The sequence below is a fragment of the Teichococcus aerofrigidensis genome, from assembly GCF_054073225.1.
Window position 1 is genome coordinate 1 of the sequence record NZ_JBSXMU010000198.1, and the last position, 3,550, is coordinate 3,550.

Genomic DNA, 3,550 nt, shown 5'->3' on the forward strand with positions numbered 1-3,550 from the left:
CGGATGGCCAGCGCCGGGCAGGCCCAGACCAGCGACAGCAGGGCCAGCAGGCAGCCCGCGAGGACCATGCCCCCTCCCCGCCGCCCTCAGCGCAGCCGCCTGGCGAGGGGCGGGCCCGCCGGGAGCCCCGCAGGACCGGCGCGGCGGAGGCCCGGCCCCCGCCTCACAGGGCCCGCACCTTCGGCCGCAGCAGCCGGTGCCAGAGCGTCTCGGGCGGGTGCACCACCGCGCTCATGGCGCGGGCGTAGTCGAGCACCAGCCCCGGCGTCCAGGCCATGCTCTCGGCCCGCTGGCGGATCAGCCCGGCGGCCCAGAGCTCGGGGTTGGTGATGGCGCCGAGTGCCGAGAGCACCGGCCGGCGCCGCCTGACGAAGGCGCCCTCCAGCGCGGCGTCCAGCGCGGCGGCGACGGCGCTGGAACAGTTGCGGCTGGTCAGGTTGTAGGTCGGGTCCTGCCGGTACCGCGCCCAGAAGCCGCGCAGCCGCCGCGCATCGAAATCCCGGAACGCCACCTGCACGGTGGAGGGGCACCAGCCGGCCGCCTCCTCGGCATAGCTGGGCTGGAAGCGGCCCGGCACGTCATTGTCGGCGGTGGCCCGCAGGACGTGGGCGAAGTCGGCGCCGGAGCGGTCGATCTCCACCGCTGGGTAGTGGCTGATGTAGAGATCGGGCGCCAGTTCCAGCGCCGCGTGGCCGGTGGAGATGACGCCCTGCGCGTCCACGGCGGCGATGTAGCGGTTGACGGCGCGCTGGCGCAGCGGCGTGCTGACCGTGCCGGTCGGCGTCCAGACATGCACGACCAGGCTGCCGGGCGGGATGTCCCCTGCCCCTGTCCCTGTCCCTGTCCCTTCCGGGGCCAGCGGCAGGAGCATCCGCGCCAGCGGATTGCGCGAGAACAGGGCGGTGATTGAGGCCCCCGGCGGCAGCCGCCGCAGCCGCAGGGCGAGATGCACCATGCCGAAGCCGGTCACCGCCATGATCAGACCGACATTGCAGCCCACCGTCGCCTCGTACCAGGTGGGCCAGGGCTGCAGCGTCCAGATGGCGAGCAGGATCTCGAACACGCCGACGGCCAGCGCCCCGCGCCAGCCGCTGAAGCGCACCACATGCGCGCTGGCGATGCGCAGCCCGCCGTCGATGAGGAAGCCGGCGCCGAGGATCAGCGCCAGGATGAAGTTGGCACGGTGATACCCGCTGAGCAGCAGCAGGGCGATGCCGAGCAGCGCCAGTCCCTTGACCAGACGCAGCCGCCGCGCCGTTCCATGGCTGCCGAGGGCGGCGAGCAGGCTGAGCGCGGCCTCGGGCAGGATGAACCAGCCGAAGAAGCGCGGCGGGATGAGGGTCCGCCCGTCCAGCGCATCGATCAGCAGGAAGGTCCCGACACCGCCCCAGAGCAGCCCGGTGGCCAGCAGGGCCCACCAGCGCCGCCGGATCACCTCCTGCCCCAGCAGCAGCAGCATGATGCGGATCATGGCGCGCCGCGCTCCGGCCGGCCGGGCTCGCGGCAGACATCAGGAACAGGGTGAACAGGCCGCAGGCGAGCGCCACGAACAGGGGCAGCCCGTGTCGGGTGAGGTCGAGCGCGAGCCCGGCCAGGCTCGGCCCCAGCAGCGCTCCGCCGCCCCAGAACAGCCCCATCGCGGCATAGACCCCGACGAGATCGGTGCCGCGGAAGCGCGCGCCGATGACCGCCAGCATGGTGGTGTAGATGCCGACGAACGCCCCACCCCACAGGAACAGCGCCGGATAGGCCACCCAGTCATGGCTCAGCATCAGCGGCCAGGCGAGGGCGCCGGCGGCCGACACGGCGCCGAGGCCGAGCATCAGCCGCCGCCGGTCCATCTTGTCGCACAGCCAGCCGACCGGCAGTTGCAGCAGGATGGCGCCCACCATCAGCGTCGTGATCAGATGCGTCCCCGCCTGCTCCTCCCAGCCCAGCCGCACGGCATAGAGGGTGAGGAAGGAGAGGCCGGCGGTCTCCACCCCGGCATTCAGCGCGGTGGTGGACATCGCCACGGGCGCGAGCCGCATGGCGCGCCACAGATTGCCATGCCCATGCGCCCGCATCGCCGGCTGCCGCAGTCCGGGCAGCAGCATCAGCAGCAGCGCCAGCAGCGCCACCGCGGCGCCGGCCGCGAAGGGCAGCACCCCGTCCGGCCCGGTGACGGAGAGGATCATCGGCCCGCCGGCGAAGCCCAGCGACAGCAGCGCGGTATAGGTCGCCATGACGCGCCCGCGCGTGGCGTCGTCGGCCAGTTCGCTGGTCCAGCTCTCGGTCAGCACGAACAGGATCTCGGCGCCGATGCCGAGGCCGATGCGCAGCAGGAACCACACCGCCACGAGCGGCAGCGCGGGAAACAGCGGCAGCAGGACCGCCGTCAGCAGCAGCGCGAAGAGGATCAGCGGCCGCGCCCCGAACCGCCCGGCGAGCCGCGGCAGGATGGGCGCCACCAGCAGCACCCCCACGGCGTGCATGGCGGCGTTCAGCCCGATCATCGTCTCGCCCAGCCCCCGCTCAGCCAGGTTCAGCGCCACCAGCGGCGCGGTCAGGCTGTAGGTCAGGCCGAAGATGGTGGCGGCGCCGATGACGGCGATGAGGGAGCGGCGGCGGGACCCCGCCGGGCCGGCCTCCCCCGCCGCTGCCCGGGCCTGCCTTCCGGCCGCCGGCGAACTGGGACAATCTGGCGGTCCGACGGCCATTCCGCATTGCTCCGAAGCTGCAGGGCGACAGTTTCCGAGCTAGATGGAAGCGCGGTGTCCGGCAAGCGGAATGCCACCTCCGATTGCAGGACCGCGCCGTTTCCGGGCGGAACCCGGGACGACGCCCAGGCGGCGAACAGGGAGAAAGGACTGGACATGCTCTATTGTGTGCAGATGGATGTGCGCGTTCCGCCGGATATGGACCGCGAGGCCTTCGAGCGGCTGAAGGCCGAGGAGAAGGCCGTGGCGCAGGCGTTGCAACGCGATGGCAGGTGGCGGCATCTCTGGCGGGTCGCCGGCCGCTACGCCAATATCAGCGTCTTCGACGTGGCGGATCATGACGAGCTGCACGGCATCCTCTCCACCCTGCCGCTCTTTCCCTTCATGGAGATCACCGTCACGCCCCTCGCGCGGCACCCTTCCGCCATCGACTGAACGCCCGGAGGAGGCGAGGCGGGGGCCTGGGCCGTTCAGCCCGCCGGATGCAGCAGGATCGGCCCGAAGGGGGTGGACTGCTCCAGCCGCAGCACCCCTTCCCGGCCCAGCTCGAGGCCGGCTAGGAAGGTGTCGGCCAGCGCCAGGCGGACGGACCGTGCGCCCGCGCCTTCCCCGAGCGGCGGCAGGGCGTCCTGGAGCAGGCAGGGCACCGGGGCACCGGCCATCCTCCGCCGCAGCCGGGCCAGGGCCCGTGACGCCCGCCGGACGGGAGGGGCCGCGGGCGGCCCGGCGTCCGGCATGACTTCGGCGGGGCGCGGCTCCAGCACGGCCAGAAACGCCTCCCAGAAGGCGAGCTGCCGCTCCGCCGGGCTCTCGGCCGTCGCCTCGCGCGGCGGCGCCCCGCGGCCCCAGAC

At 73.2% G+C, this 3,550-nt stretch carries 2 protein-coding genes and 2 pseudogenes; 1 reads left to right on the plus strand and 3 read right to left on the minus strand.

Going from position 1 to position 3,550, the window contains the following annotated elements; translation table 11 throughout:
* Positions 1-163: 163 nt before the first annotated feature.
* Together ACVMLK_RS20300 and ACVMLK_RS20305 are read right to left on the minus strand one after the other, a co-directional pair.
* Entirely contained in the window at positions 164-1,471 is a 1,308-nt protein-coding gene (locus ACVMLK_RS20300) for a protease (RefSeq protein ID WP_457487450.1), read from the minus strand.
* A 94-nt stretch (positions 1,472-1,565) separates the two neighbouring features.
* Positions 1,566-2,699 (minus strand): annotated as a pseudogene (locus ACVMLK_RS20305) (MFS transporter); the annotation flags it as partial.
* 156 nt (positions 2,700-2,855) lie between these two features.
* On the opposite strand from ACVMLK_RS20305, the gene catC reads away from it, so the two are divergent.
* A complete protein-coding gene (catC, locus tag ACVMLK_RS20310; RefSeq protein ID WP_457487451.1) occupies positions 2,856-3,134 on the plus strand; it encodes a muconolactone Delta-isomerase in 279 nt (92 codons plus the stop codon).
* Between the two features lie 35 nt (positions 3,135-3,169).
* Here the strand turns inward: catC and ACVMLK_RS20315 are convergent.
* A pseudogene (locus ACVMLK_RS20315) lies at positions 3,170-3,550 on the minus strand (hypothetical protein); the annotation flags it as partial.

Excerpts from the sequence above, each read along its gene's own strand:
- ACVMLK_RS20300 (WP_457487450.1), bottom strand. The coding sequence starts at position 1,471 with ATGATCCGCATCATGCTGCTGCTGCTGGGGCAGGAGGTGATCCGGCGG.
- catC (WP_457487451.1), top strand. The coding sequence starts at position 2,856 with ATGCTCTATTGTGTGCAGATGGATGTGCGCGTTCCGCCGGATATGGAC.